The sequence below is a fragment of the Allotamlana fucoidanivorans genome (assembly GCF_045788535.1).
GTDB classification, from domain to species: domain Bacteria; phylum Bacteroidota; class Bacteroidia; order Flavobacteriales; family Flavobacteriaceae; genus Allotamlana; species Allotamlana fucoidanivorans.
This window is the reverse complement of sequence record NZ_CP074074.1, coordinates 3871817-3896595: the sequence shown is the minus strand read 5'-3', so window position 1 is coordinate 3896595 and position 24779 is coordinate 3871817. Positions and strand designations below refer to the sequence as shown.

The following is a 24779-nucleotide window of genomic DNA, read 5'->3' as shown; positions in this document are numbered from 1 at the left end:
GCTCTATGTCAAATAGTGTAGGATCAACAATTTATACGGGTGTCTATAAGGTATTTGAAGGTGTGAATATAGCAGATGGTGAAATAATACCTGATAGTTGTACAGATGTTAATATATATTATACAATTGTAGAATCTAGCTTAATATTAACTTATGATTGTAGTTCGCAACATTGTGAACAAAAGTATGTAAAGATATAAAGATATAATGTTACATTACAGCGTAAGCAACCATTTACGCTGTAATTTTTTAAACTTTTTTAATTCACTTCTTAAAATAGGAAGAAAATCTTTGCCATTACTGTTTGATCTTTCTAATCGGTAGGAGTTTTTATAAAGCCGATTAGTAAGTCTTCTTAAGGATGCAATATGTTTATGTTTTCTGTCTGAGTGTCGTTCTAATTCAGCATTTAAAATTTCAGGTGCTAAAGACACCGATTGCTGAACAATATCTCCGGAAAAATAAATATGATGATCTTCAGTGCCATCTGGTTTCAAAGCAGATAAATCATCATTAAGGTATGTTGAGATATTTTGCGATAAAGCAAAAATATCAAGTGCCTTTTTATAAATCGGTAATTCCGATAGGTTTGATGGGGTATTAGTCAACATACTTTTTTATCTTTTTCAATTTATTCAAAATTACTCACTAGAAGCTAGATTTGACTTTAATAATTAAAGCAAAACATTATATTTGCTTTAATTATTAATTTTTTAGTCTAAAATTTCTTTTAAATGGTATTGGATGCTATAAACATAAAGATTTTGAAATGTTTGCAGGAAAATGCACGGCTTTCAAATGCTGAAATAGGTAGACAAGTTGGAATTACCTCTCCAGCGGTTTCTGAACGTATAAAAAAGATGGAGGATATGGGGATTATTGAAGGGTATCAAGCCATTGTGTCACCCTTTGAAATTGGGTATCAGCTTAAAGCCATCATCACATTGAGAGCCTTTATGGGTAAGTTAAAACCTTTTTTAGAAAAGGTAAAAACCTATGATGAGGTTATTAATTGCTATAGAATTACTGGTGATGAAAATATTGTTATGGAAGTCGTATTAAAAAATCAAAAACACCTTGAATCCTTTATTGACCAATTGATTAGTTATGGTGAATCAAAGACTCAAATTGTACTGTCTAGAGTTATTAAACAAAAGGAGGTTATTCCAATAACAAAATGAGGCTTAATGGATACGCCATGGCGGATTTTTTCTGTTTTCACCTGCATGATATAAAATGATATGATTGCCATCTGGGTCTAAAAGACGTGCTTCACGCCACAACCAAGGTTTGTCATTGGGTAACTCTTTAAATTCTATACCTTTTTTTTGAAGATTATGCACCCACGTATCTAAATGTTCCTCTTCAAAATAAATAGATATACCATGTTCTGGCATTATGTGGTCTACTTTGTGGATAGAAAATGTGGCTGAACCATCAGGGCATTCAAATCTTACATATTTAGGTAGGGCATTTACAATTAACTTAAGCCCTAATGTTTTATAAAATCGGGTTGCTTTTTCAACATTTAGTGACGGAATGGTAACTTGATTTAAATTCATGGTTAGGAAAAAATTTGTTGGCTTTCAATATGCGCAGCAATACGTTTGGCATGAATTCGTGAGTTTTCTATAAACCATTTGTGTGTTTCTGTTCCACCGCAAATAACACCTGCTAGATATAAACCCTTAATATTTGATTCCATGGTATGGGCATCGTATTCTGGAATCATTTTGTCGTTTGATAAGGCAATACCACAAGATTTTAAGAGTTCAAAGTTGGGCAAATACCCAGTTAAAGCCACAACATAATCATTTGGAATAACCTTAGAGCCTTCGGGTGTTGAAATAGTAAGGTTTTGTTCTCTTATGTCTTTAATCTCTGAATTAAAATAAGCTTTTATACTACCTTCTTCAATGCGGTTAATAATATCAGGTCGAACCCAATATTTTACCCGTTCTCCAATACTTTCACCACGTATTACCATGGAAACGTATCCGCCCTTTCTGTAAATTTCTAAAGCAGCATCAACAGCAGAATTACTTGCGCCAACAACCACAACATGCTGTAGTACGTAATTATGCGCTTCCTTATAGTAATGGGTTACCTTATTCAGGTTTTCTCCTGGTACATGTAATAGTTTAGGAATATCATAAAACCCAGTAGCTATGATAACTTTTTTAGCGGTATAGGTATGTTTATTCGTTTCTACATGAAATTGTTTAGAACCCTTATCAATATTAATAACTGTTTCATATAAATTTATATTCAGATTGTTGGAGGTTGTAACGCGTCGGTAATATTCTAAGGCTTCATCTCTATTAGGTTTAGGGTTGTTACTTATAAAAGGGATAGCATCAATTTCTAACTTTTCAGAAGTTGAAAAAAAAGTCATATTTTTTGGGTAATTGAAAAGCGAGTTGGTTAAAGCCCCCTTTTCAATTACCAAATAATTCCAGTTTCTTTTTTTACATTCTAGGGCACAAGCAATACCAATGGGGCCTGCACCAATAATTATGATATCTGTAGTTATATCTTTCAAATTATTATTTTTTTATACTTAGATTTCTTTATATGATTTAAATATTTGCTTAAAATAAACAGTAAAAATACACAAAGAGTGGCAAGTAGCGTTACAATAATCCAGGTACTATCAAAACCCAAGGCCTCAACCAAACGCATACCTGTATTGTGACCAAAAATATGGGCAATTGAGAAGGCGATAGAATACAAAGCCATATACTCTCCTTGATTGCCTTTTTTAGCTCTATCCATGGCAAATGCATTAGAGAAGGGAAAAGCTATCATTTCACCAAAAGTCATAAGCAACATACCAATGATTAATACACCACTCCAACTTGTAAAGTTTAAAATAACAAAGCTTAACCCAGTTAAAATAGCTCCAAAAAGCATTAAGCCACTTTTGGTAAATGAGGTGTTTTCTAGCCATTTAATTAAGGGCATTTCAAAAACAAAAATGAGAAATCCGTTCATACCTAAAAGTAAGCCAATTTCAAACTCGCTTAACAACCGAACATCTTTATAGTAAAGCGGCATGGTAGAAAAGTATTGTAGAAATACAATACCAAAAAGTATCATAGCTATCAGGAATATCAAGAATGCTTTGTCTTGATACGCAGATTCTGGATGTTCATTGGTTACGGTATCAAGAGTTTTCGCTTTTTTAGGATTTAAAACCTTAACAAGTACCAATGTAGCAATCAGGCAAGTAATGCCGTCAATCCAAAATAACCCACCATAACTTATCGACGTTATAATAAAACCTCCAACCGCTGGTCCTGCTGAAAACCCTAAATTTATAGCAAGCCTAATGAGTGTTACTGAACGGGTTTTATTCTCTGGTTTACTATAGGCGCTAAGGGCCACAAACATAGCCGGGCGAAAACTATCAGCAACAAGCATTACTAAAAAGATTCCAATACAGAAGGATGCAAAAGTGGTCAATACTTGGAGCCATATAAATAACACACCAGTTATAACAAGACTAAATACCATGACTTTATAATACCCAATTTTATCTGTGAGTTTGCCGCCTAACCAAGAGCCCACTACAGAACCCAAACCAAAGGCACTCATAACCCAACCTACATCACTTAAAGAAAAGTTTAAACGTTTGGTTAGGTAAAGCGATAAGAACGGTATAACCATAGTGCCTGCTCTATTAATAAGTGTGATGAGTGCTAACCACCACACCTCTCTAGAAAGGCCTTTAAATGTGTTTAGGTAATTGTGAAATAAAGTTCGCATGAGTTCTAAGTGTTCAATGTTATTTTTTTACATGTATTTATTTGTTGAATTCGATTTAGACTAAAAATAAAAAGTCCGACTGCGAAGTCGGACTTTTAAATATTGTAATATTTTATAACTATATCAACACAATATATAATAAGACCAACATCTTCTCTTTAAACAAGAGGTCCATTGTTTTCTATAAATTGTGACGTTATGACGCATTTTTATTTGTTTTTGAGACATCAAAGCTATGTAAAATTTTTATAAGTTGTATTTTTGAATTGAATTTTTTTGAAAATCATAAATTTAATTCAGAATATTTTTTGTTGTTTGATAGCGTTGCCTTTAATAAATTTCAAAGGCATTAATACACCTAACTTTATGAAAATAAAATATGCTTTTTGCTTTGTAGTTATTGTGCTATTGGTAGGTTGCAGTGAAAAGAAAAGACCGATAAAAGGAGACACCGAGTTTCAAAGGACATTGAATGCCGAATTCAAAGATGCTACAACCTCCCCTTTAAAAGTGAAGGACAGAAAGCAGTTTGATGGATTAAATTTTTTTAAGTTTGATTCTACTTATGTGGTAAACGCAAAGTTTGTGAGAACACCTGATGAGTTGCCTTTTAAAATGAAAACAACTACAAATCGTTTACCTGAATATGTTAAATATGGAGAGCTTCATTTTCAAATAAAAGGGGAGTCTTTTAAGCTTAATGTGTATCAAGATGAAAGTTTAAAACAAGAAAAAGGGTATGACGATTATTTGTTTTTGCCTTTTTTAGATGAAACAAGCGGTTTTGAAAGCTATGGTGGTGGACGCTATCTTGATGTAAGCATTCCAAAAGGAAATGAGTTAGTCATAGATTTTAATAAATCTTATAATCCGTATTGCGCGTATAATGATAAGTACTCATGCCCTGTAGTACCCAGAGAAAATTACTTAAAAACAAAAATTGAAGCTGGGGTAAAAGCGTTTAAAAAGAACTAATGTTTTACTTTATAGCAATGTATATTTCAGTGATCCATGCTGCAGGGTTCTCTATTCGATTTGGATCTGTGAGATAGGTTTCAAGCATAGGGCCATTTTCAACAACCTCTAAATTATTTTCAGAAATATAATTCATGGCTGTATCCCAGGCTTCCTTTAAGTTTTCATAATCTCCCTTTAAGGTTGTTTTTATGGCTTTAAAAGGTGATAGCTGTCCGGTTAAAATATCAGGTTCAGTAGAGATAATTTTTTCAGTTGTAGGAATACAGCAGGAAAACATAACAGCATTATTCGCTTCATCCCATTTGTGGTAATACACAAAAGGCGCCCCAGCAATTGGAATGTTATTTTTATTGGCGTATGTGGCAATTTTAGGGAGCATGACCTGCATTGTGTTGGCTAAATCTGAAATTTTGCAAGATGTTGAATTGTAAATATAAAAACCGCCGCCATGTTCGGTCAATCCATTTACTGCTACACTATAAGCTTTCATATCTCGAGTTACTACACTATCTAACTTAAATAAACCTCTATCAAAATCAGGTGCGGTATTCTCTTCAATAGATCCTGCAAATGTCGTGTACATTTTAGTCATAAAATCTTGCTCGCCTTTCATACCCCAAGTTACGGTGGTCCCTGCTTCTGTTTCTTCAAAAGTCCAATTAATATAAGATTCAGATTCAAAAGGTTTAATAAATTCTATATGTTGGGAAATGGAGGCATTATCATTAACAGCTAAGGTTGTCATTTTTCCTTCACCTAAAATAGCACCTTTCCATGAATAGCTGGCATTTACTCCCGATGTTTGTTCGCCATACGTTATTGTTGCATTGGGTTCTTGCTCAATCCATGGTGAAAAACTAGGCCAGTTTTTATAGTCGTTAACTTTTTCAAACAAAAGTGATTTAGGAGCTTTTATCACTCTGCTTCTTGAAAAATCAAATTGATTGGGTTGCACAGCAATGTATATAGACAGTCCAATTATAATGATAAGAAGAAGAAAAAGAACATATTTTAAAGCTTTCATATGGCTAGTTTGATAATATTGTTAAATCAAAGATAATCAATTTTATATTTTGGTTTTTAAATTGTTACATTTGTAGTTTATTGGTGATTGTTTTTTAGTTAATCTTTGTTTTATGGTTTTAATTAAAAGTATAAACAAAGGTTTTTGTTTAATTTTTATAAGTGATTAATTTTTTATTTTCAATATGCGACTAAACTTTATTCTAAATGTGATGCTCGTTGGGGCAATCATTACATCATGTGGTAATGAAAAAAATAAAACAAACAATAATGAGGTTTCTGTAAAAGAAGAGGTTTCTTTTGATTATAATGTTGAGCAATTTGCCGACGTTAAGGTTTTAAGATATCAAATTCCAGGTTTTGAAAAATTATCATTAAAAGAGAAAAAACTGGTGTACTATTTAACCCAGGCAGGACTGTCTGGTAGAGATATTATTTGGGATCAAAATTATAGGCACAATCTAAAGATTAGAAATGCTCTTGAAAACGTCTATAAGCATTATAATGGCGATAAAAATTCAAATGAATGGAACGCTTTTGAGGCGTATTTGAAACGTGTTTGGTTTAGTAATGGTATTCATCATCATTACTCAAATGATAAGCTTAAGCCTGGATTTTCACCTGAGTACTTGAATGAACTGTTGACTCAAACCAGCACAACATTAACAGGAGAACCGTTTGATGTTATTTTTAACGATAAAGATGTTAAAAAAGTAAATCAAGCTAAAGGTGTTGATAATGTGGCGCTTTCGGCCGTTAATTTTTATGGTAGTAACGTAACAAATTCAGATGTAGAACATTTTTATAAAACCAAAATATCACCAGATGCAAATAAACCACTGTCCTTTGGTTTAAACTCTCAATTGGTAAAAGAGAATGGGGTTTTGAAAGAACGCGTGTATAAGTCAGGAGGACTGTACGGTTCTGCGATTGATGAAATCATTAAATGGTTGGAGCTGGCTAAAAGTGTAGCAGAAAATGAACCACAAGCCAATGCTTTAGGTTTGTTGATTGACTATTATAAAACAGGCAATTTGCAAACTTGGGATGATTATAACATAGCTTGGACTAAGGCAACTGAGGGAAATATTGACTACATCAATAGTTTTATTGAGGTGTATAATGATCCACTAGGTTACCGCGGATCTTATGAAAGTATCATTCAAATTAACGATTTTGATATGTCTCAAAAAATGAAAGTGCTATCTGATAATGCGCAATGGTTTGAAGACAACTCTACTTTAATGGAAGCACATAAAAAGAAAAATGTGGTAGGGGTTACATACAAAGTTGTAAATGTGGCGGGAGAATCAGGGGATGCTTCTCCAAGTACGCCAATAGGTGTAAATCTGCCAAATGCCAATTGGATTCGTGCTGCCGTGGGAAGTAAATCGGTGTCTTTAGGAAATATAATTCATGCCTATAATAATGCAGGAAGCACAGGTAGATTAAAAGAGTTTGTTCATGATGATGAAGAATATCAGCTAGAGGAAAAGTATGGTCAATTGGCTGATAAATTGCATACAGCTTTACATGAGGTTATAGGTCATGCGTCAGGGCAACTAAACCCAGGTGTGGCCGAGACAAAAGAAACTTTAAAAAATTATAAGTCTACTTTAGAAGAAGGACGCGCTGATTTAGTAGGGTTGTATTATTTATATAATTCTAAGTTACAAGAATTAGGCCTGGTTGACGATTGGAAATCTGTTGGAAAAGCAGCTTACGATGGGTATATAAGAAATGGACTGATGACGCAACTCATTCGATTAAACTTGGGGGATGATGTAGAAGAGGCTCACATGAGAAACAGACAATGGGTTTCTGCTTGGGTGTTTGAAAAAGGCAAGGCCGATAAGGTTATTGAGAAAGTGACAAGAGATGGAAAAACATATTTTGATATAAAGAATTATGATAAACTGCGTGAACTTTTTGGGGAATTGCTTCGCGAAGCACAACGCATAAAATCAGAAGGTGATTTTGAGGCTGTTCAAGCTTTAGTAGAAGGCTATGGTGTTAAAGTAGATCAAGCACTACATGCAGAAGTTTTAGAACGTAACAAGCAGTTTACATCGGCACCATATAGCGGGTTTGTTAATCCTGTATTAATTCCAGAGAAAAATGAAGCAGGTGAAATTATAGATGTGAAAGTAAATCAACCAGAAACATTTTCAGGACAAATGTTAACGTATAGTGAAGACTACAGTTTTTTACCAGAGGTAAATTAGTTGAGTTTGTTATAGTGAAAAGAAAGCAGAATCTTAAATCAAGGTTCTGTTTTTTTGTTTACACTAAAAACTAAAAGAATTAAATTTACAACAGTCAGGGCACTTAAGATAAGTAGAATCTTCATGTTAGTTTGTTTTGATTAAACATAGCTATTTTAAAGATGCAACTAACAGAAAAAGGTTGCGTTAGATAAGACGTTATTTTTTAAAATAAAAAATAAAGAGCTACTTAAAGAAAAACTTTATTGCAGAAATTAAAAGAATAAAACCAATAAAGGCCAAAAGCATCCATATGCTTCCTTTGTAGAATTTTTTATGAAGTTTTAAATCTTTACGGTATGTGTACGCAATAATTACAGAAAATACCACAAAAAATAAAACTCCAAAAATGATTTGACCTTTACTGAACATATACTTATTTTTAGGCAAATTTAACTAATAATCATTAAAATCGGGTCTTCGGATTTGTTATAAATACCATTTATGAAAAATAAAATAGAGGCAGTAAAAGCGTTTCATACGGCTTTTAAAATAGGGCATAGAGAATCTCCTAAAGCCAATTTAGGGTTAGAAAAAAATATGTTGCGTTATAAATTGATGCGTGAGGAGAATGAAGAGTATTTAGACGCAGCAAATAATAACGATTTGGTTGAAGTGGCCGATGCCCTAGGCGATATGTTGTATATTTTATGCGGTACCATTATTGAGCATGGGTTGCAGTATAAAATAGAAGAAGTTTTTGATGAAATTCAGCGTAGTAATATGAGTAAACTTGGGGCAGACGGAAAGCCCATTTATCGTGAAGATGGTAAGGTGTTAAAAGGACCAAATTACTTTAAACCCAATATTGAATCTATATTAGACAAATAAAAAAAGAGCCTTTCGGCTCTCTTTTTATTTTACACTATATCTCCACCCAAAAGGATCATCCGTTTTATTGGTTTGAATATCGGTAATGCATTTTTTTAAGAAACTCGCATAGGTGTTATCTAATTTTGGTAAATCATAATCAACCTCCTTATATCCAAATCCAGATATAGGAGAAATGACAGCAGCTGTACCAGCGCCAAACATTTCTTTTAAGGAGCCATTCTTAGCAGCTTCAACTACTTCGGTTACTGTAATTTTTCTTACTTCAACGGGAATATATTCAGATTTTGCCAGCTCAATAATACTTTTACGGGTTATACCGTCCAAGATTCTATCACTTGTAGGACCTGTTATTAGCGTGTCATTAATACGAACAAATATATTCATAGCACCAGCTTCTTCAATATACTCGTGCGTGTTATCATCGGTCCAAATAACTTGTTGGTATCCTTTTTCTACGGCCAGTTGTGTTGGGTAAAATTGTCCTGCATAATTCCCTCCAGCTTTAGCATAACCAACGCCACCATTTGCAGAGCGAGAATATTTTTCCTCAATTAAAACTTTTACTTCACCAGCAAAATAAGCACCTGAAGGCGCTGTACAAATAATAAATTTATACGCATCTGCAGGTGAGGCATGGAAACCATTTCCTGAAGCAAAAATAAATGGTCTTATGTATAGTGAACTCCCTTCGTTTTGAGGAATCCAATCTTCGTCAACTTCTAGCAAGGCTTTTAGTCCTTCCATAAAATAATCTTCAGGTAATTCAGGAATGGCTAATCGTTTTGCCGAAATGTTTAAGCGTTTATAATTATCTAAAGGTCTAAAGAGCCATACTTTCCCTTCGGTATCTTTATAGGCTTTCATACCTTCAAAGACGGATTGACCGTAATGAAAAATTTTTGCAGACGGATCTAAAGTTATGGGTTGGTAAGGAACCACTTTTGGTTTTTCCCAATTACCGTTTTTATAGTTACACTCAAGCATGTGGTCTGAAAACACATGGCCAAATTTTAAATTATCAAAATCTACATCATTAATCTTTGTAGCTTTTGCTTTTATAATCTCAATATCATTGATTATAGCACTCATAGTCCTGTGATTTTATCATACAAATTTAAGTAAAATCGACTTTAAAAAAACTATATTTACTGATTATGATTTTTATTTATGTTTTTTTAAAATAAGATAGTGTTTAATACTTGTCTTAATGAGTCTTTTAGTTTATTCTTGTTAATCAAGAAAAGAAATCACTAATAGTATTCTACCCAAGAAAGATTTTGTATGTTGTTACAAATAGAGCTTTGTTTCTATTATAAAAAAGAGCTTTTATATTTTGAAACGTGAAATTATTATAACATCTGATGGATCTTCAACTATCCATTTACCAGATTGGAATGAACAATATCATTCTAAGCATGGTGCTATACAAGAAGCCTATCATGTGTTTATAAAGCATGGGTTTCATTATTACAAGCAACCACAATTAATAGGACATAAAAATGACCAAACAGTTGCTATTCTTGAAATTGGATTTGGTACGGGCTTAAATGCTTTAATTACTTTTTTAGAAAGCCATAAGCATCAGGTATATATTGATTATACTGGAGTAGAAGCTTTTCCTGTTTCTATTGACGAAGTTAGTTTACTGAATTACAGTAATCACTTATCAAGTGAATTGGAAGTGTCAAATGTTTTTAAGGAGATACATGAAATACCATGGGAACACCACCACCAAATGTCACCTTATTTTACTCTTAAGAAAGAAAAAAAGTTTTTTAAGGAGATTCAAAATAAATCAGCTTTTAATCTTATTTATTTTGACGCCTTTGGAGCGCGCGTACAACCCGAATTATGGACGGAGTCTATGTTTAAAATTATGTATGAAGCGTTGAAACCAGGCGGTGTTTTAGTCACGTATTCGGCTAAAGGAAGCGTAAGAAGAGCTATGATTAACGTGGGGTTTGCTGTTGAAAAACTACCCGGTCCTCCAGGTAAAAGAGAAATGCTTCGTGCCAAGAAGTAATAAATGACTTACTATACTTTCTTGAAAAAAAGCGTTATTCTGTTAAACCTTATATAAAACTGTAGCTGTAAGGGTTGGCATTTTGTATTTTTAAAAGAAAAATATGCGCGTTTTAATAACAGGAGCCACAGGTTTAATAGGGTCAAGGATAGTTGGGCTTTGTCATAAAAACAATATTCAGGTTAATTATCTTACCACCAGTAAGTCCAAAATTGAATATAAAAATGATTATAGAGGATTTTATTGGAATCTAAAAACGCAAGAGATTGACACAACATGTTTTGAAGACGTAAGTACTATTATACATCTTACTGGGGCTTCAATTTCAAAACGATGGACTTCAAAATATAAAAAAGAAATTATTGAAAGCAGAACCACATCAACGGCCTTATTGATCAATGCCTTAAAAGGAGAATCTCATGGCATAAAACAGGTTATTTCAGCTAGTGCCATTGGGGTGTACCCTCATTCCCTTATTAATTATTATGATGAAGGGAATAAAGCTATAAATGATTCATTTTTAGGTAAGGTTGTGACTGTTTGGGAGCAATCTGTAGATGGATTTTCAAAATTAGGAATTGAAGTTGCTAAGATTAGAATAGGATTGGTTTTAGCTGAAAATGGAGGTGCTTTGCAAGAAATAGTCAAACCTATAAAGTATGGTTTTGGAGCGGCTTTTGGTAGCGGAAAACAATGGCAATCTTGGATTCATATACAAGATTTGTCAAACTTATTTATTTTTGTGTTAAAATACAGATTACAGGGGGTTTTTAATGGCGTAGCACCAAATCCTGTAACCAATAAAGACCTTATAAAAACAACAGCACAGGTGTTAAGAAAACCTTTAATCTTGCCCAATATTCCTGAAATTTTAATGAAAATGATTCTAGGAGAGATGCACATCATATTGTTTGAAAGTCAAAGAGTGAGTTCTAAAAAACTTCAAAATAAAGGTTTTAATTTCAAATTCAATTATTTAGAATCAGCTCTTAAAGATTTACTCGCATAAAGATTGTTTAAACATAACCTATACCTTGCAAAAAATAATTCAATACAAAAAAGGCTAACAAAAAAATAGTGAAAACCACATGAACCCAGTATTTTTTTGTGAATATTAGTATAATATAAAATACAGAGAGTATAAGGGGTAACATCCAAGCGTATTTATGTTCGTACATAATAAATCGGTTAAGGGTGTACGAAAAAACGAATAGTGTGAGGAGTGTGAAATAATATTTTCGTTGTCCAAAATACCATTCTAACAGATTAAAGCCATCATCAGGCTCTCGGTCTGGCAAAACGGTAAGCATAACTAAGAGGATTAAAATAATGGGGACCAGCCATATAAAAAAGCCTAGGCTTGTGGCAATGAGAGGCGAATTGAGCTCCGCTTGAATATTATACCAAATAATAATCATGGCCTGAAAACTCATAAATGTATGTGCTAGTGGTAACCAATGCCATGAAATTGTATGGCGTTTTCTTAAAAGTCTATGAAAACTATGAATTAAATCTGTAAGACCTAATCCAGCAAGTATGGCTATGAATGTAATTAGAAGATCTTGATTTATCATAATTGAAATGTTAGAATTTAAAAAGTATCTCTAAAAACTAAAGTAGTAGAAAAAAAAGAAATACAATCTTAAACAAATGCAAAACCACCCTAATCGTAGAGTGGTTTTCCTGATATGCATGTGTGTTATATTATTTTTCTAAAGCAATGATGATGTTCAATTCAATTTCATCATTGATGAATTTATCCCCTAAATCGCCAAATATTGATTTAGACTTATATTTGATGTCCCATTTTGTGCGGTCAATTGTAAAAGTTGCACTAGATAATGTTAAGGTACTATTATCTTGAGTGATAGTCACAGGAAATTCAATGGTATTTGCAATGTTCTTAATAGTTAGGTTCCCAGAGATGACAGTAGCGCCATCTTTTTCTACGGTATTTAATACATTAAAAGTCGCTGTTGAATAAGTGTCTACACTAAAGAAATCATCACTTTTTAAATGATTAAGCAATTTTGCATGATTTTTATCTTCTTTAGGCATGTCTTGAATATCAATTGATGTCATATCAATTTCAAAAGAACCTGCTGAAATAATACCATCTGTAACGGTTAATGAACCATTTTTTAATGACACGGTACCAAAATGAGTTCCTGTGGGTTTTGATGCTTTCCAATTTATTTTTGAACTAGCTGTATTAGCCGTGTAGTTACCTGAATTTAATGTCGTTTTAGAGGGCGAAATCGTGGTGTCTTCAGAGGTGTTTTGTTCTTTTGATGTGTTTTTACAAGCGGTTAGTGTGCTAACCAGAAGTAGTGCACATACTATTATATTAAAAGCTTTTTTCATATTTAAATTGTTTTTAGTGTTTATTAGGATAAAAATATACAATCATATCTTAAAAAAAAATTAAAATTATTTTCGTGACATTATGACATTTTTATAATAATGGCAGTACTTTTGCCAACTAATTTCAGTATTGCAAAAAAATGAGTTTACCATGAGTAAAGAAGATAAAAAGAACGATATAGAAAAAGAGCAAGTAGACGGTGCACAAAATGAAGCTGTTGAAGTAGAAGAGCCTGTAGTTGAAGAACAAACAGCCGAAGAAAAATTAGAAGCAGATCTTAAACAAGAAAAAGATAAGTTTTTACGCTTATTTGCCGAGTTTGAAAACTATAAAAGACGTACAGCTAAAGAGCGCATAGAGTTGTTTGCAACCGCGAGTGAAGGAGTAATGAAAAATTTATTGCCTATACTTGATGATTTTGAGAGAGCTTTAAGTCATATTGAAGACGATAAAGAAGCCGAAGAATTAAGAAAAGGGGTGTTATTAATTTATCAAAAGTTAGTAAGCACTTTAGAAAAAGACGGCCTAAAAGCAATAGAAGTTGCTAATGGCGATGTTTTTGATGCCGATATACACGAAGCAATAACTCAAATTCCAGCACCGAGTGATGATTTAAAAGGAAAAATTATTGATACAGTAGAAAAAGGCTACAAGTTAGGAGATAAAATTATTCGTTTTCCAAAAGTGGTTATAGGACAATAAGAAAAGACATGGCGAAAAGAGATTATTACGAGGTATTAGGAGTTAGTAAAGGAGCAAGTGCTGCTGAAATTAAGAAAGCTTACCGAAAAAAAGCGATAGAATTTCATCCAGATAAAAACCCAAATAATAAAGAGGCTGAGGCTAAATTTAAAGAGGCCGCTGAAGCCTATGAGGTTTTAAGCGACGAGAATAAAAAAGCACGTTATGACCAATTTGGTCACCAAGCCTTTGAAAATGGCGGTGGCGGTTTTGGCGGTGGCGGTATGAATATGGAAGACATATTTAGCCAGTTTGGAGATATTTTTGGCGGCGGTTTTGGTGGAGGCTTTTCAGGGTTTGGTGGCGGTGGTCAACGCCGGGCAAAGGGCAGTAACTTAAGAATTCGAGTAAGATTAACCCTTGAAGAAGTAGCAAACGGCGTTGAAAAAAAGGTTAAAGTTAAGAGAAAAGTTCAGGCACCAGGCACCACTTATAAAACGTGCTCTACCTGTAATGGAAGTGGGCAAGTCACTCGTATAGCAAACACCATTTTAGGAAGAATGCAAACCTCTGCTCCTTGTAATGTATGTGGTGGTTCCGGGCAAATGATAGATAAAAAACCAAGTGATGCCGATGCACAAGGACTTAAGGTAGCGGAAGAAACTGTATCTATAAAAATACCAGCAGGTGTTGTTGATGGTATGCAATTGAAAGTATCAGGAAAGGGTAATGAAGCGCCTGGAAATGGTATATCAGGTGATTTAATTGTGGTTATAGAAGAAGCGGATCATGATAAACTTCAAAGAGAAGGTGATAATCTTCATTATGATTTATATGTTAGTTTTCCGGAGGCGGTGTTAGGAACCTCAAAAGAAATTGATACCGTGTCAGGTAAAGTGCGTATTAAAGTTGAAGCTGGTGTACAATCTGGTAAAATATTACGTTTACGTGGAAAAGGTATTCCTAGTATTAATGGTTACGGTAAAGGAGATCTCTTGGTTCATGTGAATGTATGGACACCTAAAACACTTAATAAACAGCAGAAAGAGTTTTTTGAGGCTATGCAAAATGATGAACATTTTATACCTAAACCAGAAAGCTCAGATAAATCATTCTTTGAAAAAGTTAAAGATATGTTTTCGTAAGGAAAGGACTAAATTATTTTAAATCCGCTTTTAAAGCGGATTTTTTTGCTTAAAAACAGTAAGATATCTAATAGTTTTGCTATTAGTATTGAAAAAAAAACTATATTTGGACATCACTAATTAATTAGTGATAATTTTTCTTTTTCATAGCAATTTTTTTCCCATCCTTAATTTTATTGAGGGTGGGTTTTGTTTTTTAGGTGTTTTATAGCCCCTTAAAGGTTGGTTGTTCAGGGACTGAATTTTATCAAAATGCGTCAATAATCTGGTTGAACATTTAATATATTTACACAAAAATTATCTATGACTAATTTATTGGAGGTTGATAAAGTTTCAAAGAATTTCGGAAATTTTAAAGCTCTAAATAACGTTTCAATTTCTGTTCCTAAAGGAAGTATTTTTGGTCTGTTAGGCCCCAATGGCGCTGGTAAAACCACATTAATTCGTGTGGTCAATCAAATTACCATGCCAGATGGTGGTCATGTAAGTTTAGATGGAGAACCGTTATGTGCAAAGCATATTCAAGATATTGGATACTTACCTGAGGAACGCGGACTCTACAAATCAATGAAAGTTGGCGAACAAGCACTTTACTTAGCACAATTAAAAGGGTTGAGTAAAGTAGAAGCAAAAAAGCGTTTGCATTATTGGTTTGACAGATTGGAAATAGGTGATTGGTGGAATAAGAAAATTCAAGAACTATCAAAAGGAATGGCGCAAAAAATACAGTTTGTAGTAACCGTTTTGCACCAACCTAAATTGCTGATTTTTGATGAACCTTTTTCAGGATTTGATCCAATAAATGCTAATTTAATTAAGGATGAAATTTTACGTTTAAGAGATAATGGCGCTACCGTTATTTTTTCAACGCACAGAATGGAATCGGTAGAAGAACTTTGTGATGAAATTGCTTTAATTCATAAATCAAATAAAATACTTGATGGCAAGCTTATTGACGTAAAACGTCAGTTTAAAACTAATACTTACGAAGTAGGCATTAGAGCTACCCATGAAACTGTGTTAGCAAAGGAACTTTCTGATAAGTTTAGTGTAACCAAGGCAGATTTTAAATCCTTAGAAAATGAGCTCAAATTCAATATTAAATTACATAGCGGTGAAAAACCCAATGATCTGCTTACGTTTTTAACCTCAAAAGGCGAGGTGTCACATTTTGTTGAGTTGATACCTAGTGTTAATGATATTTTTATTCAAACCATTAAGAATAATTAAATGAACCATTTACCACTCATTATAAAACGAGAATATCTAACTAAAGTTAGAAATAAATCGTTTATAATAATGACTTTTTTAAGTCCGCTTATATTTATCGCTTTAATAGCGTTTGTGGCCTATTTATCGCAATTAAATAGTGATAAAATAAGAGTTATAACCATCTTAGATGAAACAGGCATGATTCATGATGTTTTTAAAAATTCAGATAAAACCACTTACAATATTCTCCATGGCATGTCTCTTGAAGACGCCAAAAAGGTAGTAAAAGAAACTGAAGCCACAGGGTTATTACATGTTGTTTATATTGTAAATGAAAAGACACCGCGAGTGACTTTTTATTCAGAAGAATCCCCTTCTTTAAATTTAATTTCAGCCTTAGAAAGCAACATAGAGAAGAAACTAACAAATATTAATTTAGAAGAAAATGGAGTAGATGTTGAAAAAATTAACGCATCACGCGTTAATATTGACATAGCTCAGGAGAGTTTTGAAGGTGAAAAAACCTCGAAAATGGATAGCATTATAAAACTCATTTTTGGTGGAGCCGCAGGGTATTTGCTTTTTATGTTTATCATCATTTATGGTAATATGATTATGAGAAGTGTTATTGAAGAAAAAACGAGTAGAATTATTGAAGTTATCATTTCGTCGGTAAAGCCTGTACAATTAATGTTGGGTAAAATAATAGGAACATCGTTAGCAGGTATTACTCAGTTTGTTGTTTGGCTAATTGTTGGTAGTATTTTAATGACTATTACTTCATTTGTATTAGGGATTGACATGGTACAATTACAAACGCCTCAACAAGAAATGATGAAACAAGCCATGGAAAATCCTGAAATGAATATGCAAGCTCAAAATATTTTTAATGCGTTTTACCATTTACCATTAACCAACTTGATAATCGCTTTTATTTTGTTTTTTATAGGTGGTTATTTATTATATAGTTCATTATATGCAGCAATTGGCGCCGCTGTTGATAACGAAACAGATACCCAGCAATTTATGATGCCTATAATTATGCCGCTCATTTTGGCGGTTTATATAGGAATATTTACGGTTATTGAAGATCCACACGGTATGGTTTCAACAGTTTTTTCGTTTATACCGTTAACCTCTCCAGTAGTTATGCTTATGCGTATTCCTTTTGGAGTTCCTATTTGGCAACAAATTTTATCTTTAGTACTTTTAATAGGCTCATTTATGTGTACCGTATGGTTTGCTGCAAAAATTTATAGAGTGGGCATTTTAATGTATGGTAAAAAGCCAAGCTATAAAGAGCTGGCAAAGTGGATTAAATATTAAATTTTAGTGAAATGCAAGAGAAAAAGGCATCCGATAAAATAGAAGAAGGAGTAGAAAAGGTAAGCGAAGTCATTACAGAGAGTTCTTTATGGGAAAAATTTGTGGAGTTTCTTGAGTATAAGATTATTAATTTTAATTATGGTGTAGGAGATGAAGCCCATGTCATTGTACTTAAGGTAAAGTATGTGATACTGGTAGCCATTGTTTTAATGGGAACCACCTATGTTTTAAGATGGGTAAAACGATTGGTAACCCGAAAAATGCCAGATGAAGATAAGGTTAAATTTAATACTGTTTTTTCATTTGCTAGGTGGCTTATTTATTTAATAGTTATACTTGTTGTTTTTGACTCTATAGGTATTAATGTCACGGCCATTTTTGCAGCCTCAGCAGCCTTATTAATCGGTATTGGTTTAGCCTTACAAACCTTGTTTCAAGATATTATATCGGGTATTTTTATTCTTGTTGACCAGTCTGTTCACGTAGGAGATATTATCGAAATTGATGGTAAAGTTGGTCGTGTTGAAGAGATAAAGTTGCGCACTACCAGAGCAGTAACCATTGATAATAAAGTGTTGGTCATTCCTAATCATCTCTACCTCGAAAACATGTTATTTAACTGGACACAAAATGGAACACTCACCAGAGAGTCTGTAAGCGTTGGTGTGGCCTATGGTAGTGATGTTCAGTTGGTAAAAAAACTACTTATTCAAGCCGCGAGTACTCATCCAGATATATTAAGTACTCCTGAACCCTCAGTTATTTTTATGGACTTTGGGAGTAGTTCTTTAGATTTTAAGCTTATTTTTACCATAAATGATAGCTTCAAGTCACAATTTCCTAAAAGTGATTTACGTTTTGAAATAGATAGATTATTCAGAGAAAATAATATTAGTATTCCATTTCCGCAACGCGATATTCATATTATTAAGAAATTAGAGTAAAGAAGCCGCAAAGAAAAGTTTATGATTAATAACAAAATCAAATTATTTATTGGGATAAGTTTGTGTTTTGTTATTCAGTTTTCTCATGCTCAATTAACAGATTTAGCTCGTTTGGAGTATTCCTACATACCTAAAAGTAGGTCTGAAGATAGATACACTAGGCTTAAAGCCTCGCTCAATTACCCCATAAGGATAAGCGAAGATGGTTACCTTGTTGTTGGCGGTGAGTATAATAGAATACTACTGCATTTAGATGAGTCTTATCCTTTTGATACGTCTGGATTACACAGAATTCATATAATAGATTTCAATTTAGGGTATACTTTTAAATTAAGCTCAGGTTGGAGAATAGGAATGAATTTTAATCCAAGAATAGCCTCTACATTAACAAAAAGGTTGAACTCAGATGATTATTTTATGAATGGAGGTCTGTTTTTTATTTCTGATAGGCTGAAGGATCAAAACATAAGGCACCCTTACAGATTGATTCTTGGATTAACTTATAACGCTACAACTGGACTGCCATTTCCGTTGCCTTTTGTAAGTTATTATCGAGAAATTAATAACAAGTGGAGTTTTAATGCAGGAATACCAAAATCGAATGTGAAGTATAGTATTAATGAACATAATAATTTACAGGCCTTTGTAGGCTTAGATGGATATTTAGCACATTTGCAAGAACCCTCTATGGTGAATGGTCAGCATGTAGATCATATTTCATTATCTGTTGTGGTTGGTGGAGTTGGGTACGAATATTGCTTTACAAAACATTTGGTAGCCTATTTGTATTCTGGATATACCTTTAGGCTCAATAATGTTTTAAGAAATAAAAACAGAAAAGAAGTTTTTAAGTTGAACGATATCAATGCGTTTTATTTAAGAACTGGAATAAAATTTAAAATTTAAATAAGTATGTCAAAAATATTAGTAATTGAGGATGAATCGGCTATTAGACGCGTGCTGGTTAAGATTCTTTCAGAGGAAAATGATACCTATTTGGTTGAAGAAGCAGTGGACGGCTTAGTAGGAGTTGAAAAAATAAAAAATGACGACTATGACCTTGTCCTATGTGATATTAAAATGCCAAAAATGGATGGCGTAGAAGTGCTTGAGGCGGTTAAAAAAATAAAACCTGAAACGCCCATTGTTATGATTTCTGGACATGGTGATTTAGATACTGCCGTAAACACCATGCGATTAGGGGCTTATGACTATATTTCGAAACCACCAGATTTAAATAGGTTGTTAAATACCGTAAGGAATGCTTTAGATAGAAAAGAGCTTGTTGTTGAAAACAAAATTTTGAAAAGAAAAGTAAGCAAGAAATACGAAATGATAGGTGAGAGCAAACCTATTGTTCAAATCAAAGAAATTATAGATAAAGTAGCTCCTACTGATGCAAGGGTTTTAATTACTGGCCCCAATGGTACTGGAAAAGAATTGGTGGCTCATTGGTTGCATGAAAAAAGTGCCAGAGCCAAAGGTAATTTAATAGAAGTGAATTGCGCGGCTATACCTTCAGAACTTATTGAAAGTGAGTTGTTTGGTCATGTTAAAGGGGCGTTTACCAGTGCAAATAAAGACAGGGCAGGGAAGTTTGAAGCGGCCAACGGTGGTACTATTTTTCTTGATGAAATAGGCGATATGAGCTTGTCTGCGCAAGCCAAAGTGTTAAGAGCCTTGCAAGAGAATAAAATTCAAAGGGTTGGTAGTGATAAAGATATTAAGGTTGATGTGCGTGTTATTGCTGCTACCAACAAAAATTTAAAAAAGGAAATTGCTGATGGGAAATTCAGAGAAGATTTGTATCACAGACTGGCAGTTATTTTAATAAAAGTACCTGCGTTGAATGATAGACGTGATGATATTCCTATGTTGGTTAAACATTTTTCTATGAAAATTGCTGATGAACAAGGAACAACTCAAAAAGACTTTTCTAATCAAGCGCTTAAGTTGCTCCAGGAATATGATTGGACAGGTAATATTAGAGAGCTTAGAAACGTTGTTGAGCGCTTAATTATTCTGGGCGGAAGAGAGGTTAGCGAAGAAGATGTGAAGCTGTTTGCTAGTAAATAAGAAAAAAGTCTCGAAATTTTTATTTCGAGACTTTTTTATACAAGTTTTTTAATTACACTGATTTAATTCAGCTATATAATCAGACGCTAATGCTTTTAAATTTTCTGTAAAATAGTGTTTAATTTCATCTATAGATTTTGATGATAAATCTTCAGAAATGGTTGTATTTTCAAAAGCTTTATGTTGGCAATGACAAACAGATAATGACTCATTATAGGTCTTTACGTTGTTAGACATCACTTTTTTATACGAGGCAATAATTTGCTTCTTTTTTAAGCTTTCAGCTTCTAGTTTTTGAGCGGCTAATTTTGATTTTATTTCAGCTTCTTGTTTTTTTAAGGCCTCTTGTTGCTGTTGCAATTTAAGCTGTTCTTTTTGTAGGTCACTCAGTTGAGTGCTAGTATTATTAGGAGTTTCTACTGTTTGCGTACTCGTTTCTTGATAGTTGTTAAAAGCACATTGATCCATTTCAATGACGCTTTGTTTGGCAAATTCTCTACCGCGTTTTACAAAAAAACGACCATCTTCAAACGTTTCCTCTTGTTCCACTTTAAGCAATGCCTCAATGGCTTTATTTGCAAATTCTAGAGCCTTACTACACGGGCAATCTTTGAGTTGTTTTTTTGCAAGCTGGAAGGCTTCCACAGAACGATTGGCATAGTATTTTAAATGGCTAATATTATTTGATTCGTAGGAATCCTTTGCATGCGCGTAGGCATTAACTAAATAAGAATTGGCATTATCACAACTGTTTTGAGCATTAACAGTATATATGCTTATAAAAAATAGAATAAAGTAAACGTTTTTCATAGATTATGGGTTAAAAACATAAATAGGTAGAGCGAAAGTATTAAAATCGTAGCACTTATAGCTGTCGTTCATCGAAATTATGGATTTACTATATTTATAGGTTTAAAATAATCCTTCAATAAATTAATTATAAAAATGCAGATAGATCACTATAAAATCAATGGAAACATATCCTTAAAAAAAGTAAACACAAGAGAGGTTATTGAGGATGCGGAAAAGGAATTAAAATCAGTAAGAAAAAAGTTGGGAAAGCTTCAGGACACCCTATATGCTCATGGAAAGTACGCTGTTTTAATCTGTTTACAAGGCATGGATACCGCAGGTAAAGACAGTTTGATTCGTGAAGTTTTTAAAGATTTTAACGTCCGAGGGGTTGTGGTTCATAGTTTTAAAGTGCCAACGGAATTAGAATTAAAACACGATTATTTATGGCGTCATTATATAGCGCTTCCTGCCCGTGGAAAATTTGGAGTATTTAATAGAACACATTATGAGAATGTATTAGTAACACGCGTACATCCTGAATATATTTTAGGAGAGCATATTCCAACCATTAACAAGGTTGAAGATGTTAATGAGGCATTTTGGGATCAGCGTTTTGAACAGATAAATAATTTTGAAAAACATATCGCTGAAAATGGTACCCTCATTTTTAAATTCTTTTTAAATCTCTCAAAAGAAGAGCAAAAGAATAGGTTATTACGAAGATTGAATAAAGAAGAAAAGAACTGGAAATTTTCTGCAGGTGATTTAAAAGAACGAAAATTATGGGACAATTATCAAGATTGTTATGAAGATGTTTTGAATAGAACATCACAGCCCCATGCTCCTTGGTTTGTTATTCCAGCCGATGATAAACCAACAGCTAGGTATATCGTGGCAAAAATCATCTATGATACACTTAAAAGCTATTCAAATATCAAGGAACCTGAATTAGATGATGATATTAAAGCGCATATTGAACGTTATAAACAGCAATTGAAAAATGAATAGTAGTAACGGTAAATATATAACCTATTTGTTTTTTGTAAACTAAAAAGGATTTGCTCATGTGGCATAAACTATCATTGCGGTCTTAACATAAATTTAGGGTTAGATGTTACGGGCTATTGATAAGATATATTATCTTTCCGCCGAAAAAAATAATTTATGAATAGGATTAAGTTAGTACTTACCTTAATACTATGTCTTTGTGTTTTGCCCATGAAGGCGCAATCAGATGAAGCGGTTTTAAAAACCATTTATACACAAGCATTAACAAATGGTCATAGTTACGAATGGTTAAATTATTTATCGAATCAGATAGGGAGTAGGTTATCGGGTTCTTTAGGCGCCTCAAAAGCTGTTACCTATACTAAAGAAACATTTGAACAATTAGGTTTAGATAAGGTTTGGCTTCAACCCGTTATGGTACCGCGTTGGGTAAGAGGAACTAAAGAATATGCTTTTATTGAAGGGGTGTCTGGAAAAACCACCACGGTAAATATTTGTGCTTTAGGAGGTTCTGTGGCCACGCCTGCTTTAGGTGTTAAGGCTCAGGTGGTTGAAGTAAAAAGTATGGAAGAGCTTCAAGCGCTAGGCAAAGAAATCGTGCATGGTAAAATCGTTTTTTTTAACAAACCTTTACCTGCAGAACATATAAATCCTATAGAGGCCTACAACGCATGTGTACATTTGCGCGAACAAGGGGCTACCGAAGCCGCAAAATATGGGGCGGTTGGTATTATTGTTCGTTCCTTAACTTTTCGTATGCATGATTTACCACATACAGGTAGTATGACTTATAATGGGTTACCCGATAACGAACGAATTCCTGCTGCAGCCATTAGCACTAATGATGCCGAGCTACTCAGCACCATGTTAAAGTTAAATAATAACATTCAATTTTATTTTAAACAGAGTTGCAAACAGCTTAAGGAGGTTCAATCTTATAATGTTATAGGGGAGATCAAAGGAAGCAAATATCCGAATAAATATATTATTGTTGGGGCACATCTGGACTCTTGGGATTTAGGAGACGGAGCTCATGATAATGGGGCAGGTGTGGTACAAGCCATGGAGGTTTTACACTTACTAAAGAAATTAGATATTAAGCCCAAGCACAGTATTCGGGTGGTGCTATTTATGAATCAGGAAAACGGTTTACGTGGTGCTTCTACCTATGCCGAAGCGGTGAAACAAAACGATGAAAACCATATGTTTGCTATTGAAAGTGATACAGGTGGATTCAGCCCTAGAGGATTTAATTTTGATTGTAATGATCAGGCTTATAATCAAATGTTAAGTTGGCAGGGTTTATTTGAGCCTTATCTTGTGCATTCTTTTGAAAAAAATGAAAGTGAAGCAGATGTAAAACCATTAAAATCAGAGCATAACGTTGTTGCTGGACTGTTTACAGATAATCAGCGCTATTTTGATTATCATCATGCCAGTAATGATACCTTTGAGACGGTGAACAAACGAGAACTAGAACTAGGAGCAGCAACTATGGCAGCGTTAGTTTATTTGGTTGATAAATACGGTATAAAGGGCACTAAAAATTAGGCAGAGCTTTCTCAATGGCATTGAGGTATATTTAAAGAAAAAGATTTCAAAACAATCTGATGAAACATATTTTAATGATATTTAGTATACTAACTACTTTAGTAACTATGGGGCAAAATATAGATAACTTACCTTACCACGAAATTCCAGATTACCCAGAAACGTATACATCAAGAACAGTGGCAGCAAGAATGATTGATGGTTTAGGATTTAGATACTATTGGGCTACAGAAGGATTAACTAGCAAAGATTTATCGTATAAGTCTAGTGAGTCGAGCAGAACCAGTGAAGAGGTGCTCAATCATATTTATGAATTGTCAAAGTTCATTAGAAATAGTGTTTTAAGTGATAATAAGGATATGACAGAAAAAGAGGAATTGTTTGAATTTGAGGAAAAAAGAAGACAAACTTTGATGAACCTTAAAGTGGTTTCAGAGGCATTAACTGATACAAAAGGCCTTATAAAATTAGAAGATACAGAAGTGCCCTTTTGGAATATGATCAACGGCCCTATAGCCGATGCAATTTGGCACTGCGGACAAATAGTAATGCTTAGGCGCGCTTCTGGAAACCCTTTTAATTCAAAAGTGTCGTTGTTTTCAGGAAAACTGAGAAATTAATATGTTTTTGTTGATACTATTTCAGTGATTAAGGTTAGATAGTTACGTTTCAAAGGAAGTAAATTCATTCAAAAATAGTCTTTAAACGAAAAAATCAATTAGAAACAAATCTTTTACATGAGATAGTTTGTTAGTATTTAATAAATAAAAAAATAAACATTAATTT

At 33.4% G+C, this 24779-nt stretch carries 25 protein-coding genes; 16 read left to right on the top strand and 9 right to left on the bottom strand.

The genetic code is table 11. The features are described from left to right. Nucleotides 1-215: 215 nt before the first annotated feature. Complete coding sequence (locus tag KFZ70_RS16585) at nt 216-611, bottom strand: hypothetical protein (RefSeq protein ID WP_139698150.1); 396 nt, start codon at nt 609-611, stop codon at nt 216-218. A 123-nt stretch (nt 612-734) separates the two neighbouring features. Here KFZ70_RS16585 and KFZ70_RS16580 point away from each other — a divergent pair, with 123 nt between their 5' ends. Beyond that, complete coding sequence (locus KFZ70_RS16580) at nt 735-1181, top strand: Lrp/AsnC family transcriptional regulator (protein WP_139698151.1); 447 nt, start codon at nt 735-737, stop codon at nt 1179-1181. A gap of 3 nt (nt 1182-1184) precedes the next feature. Here KFZ70_RS16580 and KFZ70_RS16575 read toward each other — a convergent pair whose 3' ends face one another. The 3 genes from KFZ70_RS16575 to KFZ70_RS16565 are packed head-to-tail and all read right to left on the bottom strand — an operon-like array spanning nt 1185 to nt 3768. Further along, the gene (locus KFZ70_RS16575) at nt 1185-1562 is read right to left on the bottom strand and encodes a VOC family protein (protein WP_139698152.1); all 378 of its coding nucleotides are present in this window, start codon (nt 1560-1562) and stop codon (nt 1185-1187) included. A gap of 2 nt (nt 1563-1564) precedes the next feature. Next, nucleotides 1565-2542, bottom strand: a complete 978-nt coding sequence (locus KFZ70_RS16570; protein ID WP_139698153.1) for a YpdA family putative bacillithiol disulfide reductase — start codon at nt 2540-2542, stop codon at nt 1565-1567. Beyond that, nucleotides 2539-3768, bottom strand: coding sequence for an MFS transporter (locus tag KFZ70_RS16565; protein ID WP_139698154.1), 1230 nt, complete (start codon nt 3766-3768; stop codon nt 2539-2541). The genes KFZ70_RS16570 and KFZ70_RS16565 overlap by 4 nt, the downstream gene beginning before the upstream one ends. A gap of 366 nt (nt 3769-4134) precedes the next feature. Between KFZ70_RS16565 and KFZ70_RS16560 the strand changes: the two genes are divergently transcribed. Further along, nucleotides 4135-4743: a DUF1684 domain-containing protein gene (locus KFZ70_RS16560; RefSeq protein WP_139698155.1), complete on the top strand. Its 609-nt coding sequence runs from the start codon at nt 4135-4137 to the stop codon at nt 4741-4743. A gap of 4 nt (nt 4744-4747) precedes the next feature. On the opposite strand, the gene KFZ70_RS16555 is transcribed toward KFZ70_RS16560, so the two are convergent. Beyond that, nucleotides 4748-5770, bottom strand: coding sequence for an SRPBCC family protein (locus KFZ70_RS16555; RefSeq protein ID WP_139698156.1), 1023 nt, complete (start codon nt 5768-5770; stop codon nt 4748-4750). A 184-nt stretch (nt 5771-5954) separates the two neighbouring features. Here KFZ70_RS16555 and KFZ70_RS16550 point away from each other — a divergent pair, with 184 nt between their 5' ends. Both KFZ70_RS16550 and KFZ70_RS16545 read left to right on the top strand, forming a co-directional pair. Then, nucleotides 5955-7994 (top strand): dipeptidyl-peptidase 3 family protein, encoded by a 2040-nt coding sequence (locus KFZ70_RS16550; RefSeq protein ID WP_139698157.1) that lies wholly within the window; start codon nt 5955-5957, stop codon nt 7992-7994. 483 nt (nt 7995-8477) lie between these two features. Continuing rightward, on the top strand, nt 8478-8864 hold the full coding sequence (locus KFZ70_RS16545) for a nucleoside triphosphate pyrophosphohydrolase family protein (RefSeq protein WP_139698159.1): 387 nt from the start codon (nt 8478-8480) through the stop codon (nt 8862-8864). 24 nt (nt 8865-8888) lie between these two features. Here KFZ70_RS16545 and KFZ70_RS16540 read toward each other — a convergent pair whose 3' ends face one another. Continuing rightward, entirely contained in the window at nt 8889-9956 is a 1068-nt protein-coding gene (locus KFZ70_RS16540; RefSeq protein ID WP_139698160.1) for a branched-chain amino acid aminotransferase, read from the bottom strand. Between the two features lie 244 nt (nt 9957-10200). Here KFZ70_RS16540 and mnmD point away from each other — a divergent pair, with 244 nt between their 5' ends. After that, entirely contained in the window at nt 10201-10890 is a 690-nt protein-coding gene (gene mnmD / locus KFZ70_RS16535; protein ID WP_139698161.1) for a tRNA (5-methylaminomethyl-2-thiouridine)(34)-methyltransferase MnmD, read from the top strand. Between the two features lie 103 nt (nt 10891-10993). Continuing rightward, nucleotides 10994-11899 (top strand): TIGR01777 family oxidoreductase, encoded by a 906-nt coding sequence (locus KFZ70_RS16530; RefSeq protein ID WP_139698162.1) that lies wholly within the window; start codon nt 10994-10996, stop codon nt 11897-11899. 7 nt (nt 11900-11906) lie between these two features. Here KFZ70_RS16530 and KFZ70_RS16525 read toward each other — a convergent pair whose 3' ends face one another. Continuing rightward, a complete protein-coding gene (locus KFZ70_RS16525; protein WP_139698163.1) occupies nt 11907-12464 on the bottom strand; it encodes a hypothetical protein in 558 nt (185 codons plus the stop codon). Between the two features lie 130 nt (nt 12465-12594). Next, nucleotides 12595-13254: a YceI family protein gene (locus tag KFZ70_RS16520; RefSeq protein ID WP_139698164.1), complete on the bottom strand. Its 660-nt coding sequence runs from the start codon at nt 13252-13254 to the stop codon at nt 12595-12597. Between the two features lie 151 nt (nt 13255-13405). Here KFZ70_RS16520 and KFZ70_RS16515 point away from each other — a divergent pair, with 151 nt between their 5' ends. From KFZ70_RS16515 to KFZ70_RS16485, 7 genes are all read left to right on the top strand, one after another. Further along, nucleotides 13406-13957, top strand: a complete 552-nt coding sequence (locus KFZ70_RS16515; protein WP_139698165.1) for a nucleotide exchange factor GrpE — start codon at nt 13406-13408, stop codon at nt 13955-13957. 8 nt (nt 13958-13965) lie between these two features. Continuing rightward, entirely contained in the window at nt 13966-15081 is a 1116-nt protein-coding gene (gene dnaJ, locus KFZ70_RS16510) for a molecular chaperone DnaJ (protein WP_139698166.1), read from the top strand. Between the two features lie 303 nt (nt 15082-15384). Beyond that, nucleotides 15385-16311 (top strand): ABC transporter ATP-binding protein, encoded by a 927-nt coding sequence (locus KFZ70_RS16505; RefSeq protein WP_139698167.1) that lies wholly within the window; start codon nt 15385-15387, stop codon nt 16309-16311. Then, entirely contained in the window at nt 16312-17619 is a 1308-nt protein-coding gene (locus tag KFZ70_RS16500) for an ABC transporter permease (protein WP_139698168.1), read from the top strand. It abuts the gene before it with no gap. Between the two features lie 11 nt (nt 17620-17630). After that, nucleotides 17631-18563, top strand: coding sequence for a mechanosensitive ion channel family protein (locus tag KFZ70_RS16495; RefSeq protein WP_139698169.1), 933 nt, complete (start codon nt 17631-17633; stop codon nt 18561-18563). A 21-nt stretch (nt 18564-18584) separates the two neighbouring features. Next, the gene (locus KFZ70_RS16490) at nt 18585-19469 is read left to right on the top strand and encodes a DUF6268 family outer membrane beta-barrel protein (protein ID WP_139698170.1); all 885 of its coding nucleotides are present in this window, start codon (nt 18585-18587) and stop codon (nt 19467-19469) included. Between the two features lie 6 nt (nt 19470-19475). Next, nucleotides 19476-20639, top strand: a complete 1164-nt coding sequence (locus KFZ70_RS16485) for a sigma-54 dependent transcriptional regulator (protein WP_139698171.1) — start codon at nt 19476-19478, stop codon at nt 20637-20639. Nucleotides 20640-20687: 48 nt separating this feature from the next. On the opposite strand, the gene KFZ70_RS16480 is transcribed toward KFZ70_RS16485, so the two are convergent. After that, nucleotides 20688-21449: a hypothetical protein gene (locus KFZ70_RS16480; RefSeq protein ID WP_139698172.1), complete on the bottom strand. Its 762-nt coding sequence runs from the start codon at nt 21447-21449 to the stop codon at nt 20688-20690. Nucleotides 21450-21584: 135 nt separating this feature from the next. On the opposite strand from KFZ70_RS16480, the gene KFZ70_RS16475 reads away from it, so the two are divergent. The 3 genes from KFZ70_RS16475 to KFZ70_RS16465 all read left to right on the top strand — a co-directional run bounded on the left by KFZ70_RS16475 (nt 21585) and on the right by KFZ70_RS16465 (nt 24613). Next, a complete protein-coding gene (locus tag KFZ70_RS16475) occupies nt 21585-22442 on the top strand; it encodes a PPK2 family polyphosphate kinase (protein WP_139698173.1) in 858 nt (285 codons plus the stop codon). 156 nt (nt 22443-22598) lie between these two features. Continuing rightward, nucleotides 22599-23993, top strand: a complete 1395-nt coding sequence (locus tag KFZ70_RS16470; RefSeq protein ID WP_139698174.1) for a M28 family peptidase — start codon at nt 22599-22601, stop codon at nt 23991-23993. A gap of 59 nt (nt 23994-24052) precedes the next feature. Continuing rightward, entirely contained in the window at nt 24053-24613 is a 561-nt protein-coding gene (locus KFZ70_RS16465) for a hypothetical protein (RefSeq protein WP_139698175.1), read from the top strand. The last annotated feature ends 166 nt before the right edge of the window (nt 24614-24779 follow it).